This window comes from Mesorhizobium sp. M1A.F.Ca.ET.072.01.1.1 (assembly GCF_004023325.1).
In the GTDB taxonomy this organism is placed as follows: domain Bacteria; phylum Pseudomonadota; class Alphaproteobacteria; order Rhizobiales; family Rhizobiaceae; genus Mesorhizobium.
In genome coordinates, this window is the sequence record NZ_RZSF01000773.1 from 1 (window position 1) to 409 (window position 409).

The window sequence follows — 409 nt, forward strand, 5'->3', positions numbered from 1 at the left end:
CGCATAGTCGGCCAGCCAGCGGTTCGAGCCGTCGAACACCAGCCCGCCGAGTTCGATATGCTCGGCCTGCTCGACCATCATCAGATGGCCGTTGCCGCCATAGACGATGCGCGTGGCGCCCGGCACGCCGCTCAGGCGCAGGCGCGCTGGCAGCTTGAGGTTGGACACGACATAGGTGCCCTGCGGCAAAAACACCGGCGCGTCGCGCTCGCTGGCGTCGTTGAGGAGCTTGGTGAAGGCCTTGCTCTGGTCGTCAAGCGTGCCTGGTTGCACGCCGAGCTCGGTGGCGTTGATCGAACCGCGCATCGAGGCTTTCGCGATGCCGGGCAGCACCTTGGCCGAGACTTTGCCAGCGCAAAGGCCCGCAATGGCAAAGCCGGCGGTCTGGGCGAGCAGCATTCGTCTGTTC

The 409-nt window shown here is 66.0% G+C and carries 1 protein-coding gene; it reads right to left on the minus strand.

Annotation, left to right across the window (positions count from 1 at the left end; translation table 11 throughout):
• Positions 1–409 (minus strand): glycosyl hydrolase family 28-related protein (locus tag EOA32_RS37960; protein WP_281015324.1); only part of this gene is annotated, 409 nt, incomplete at both ends.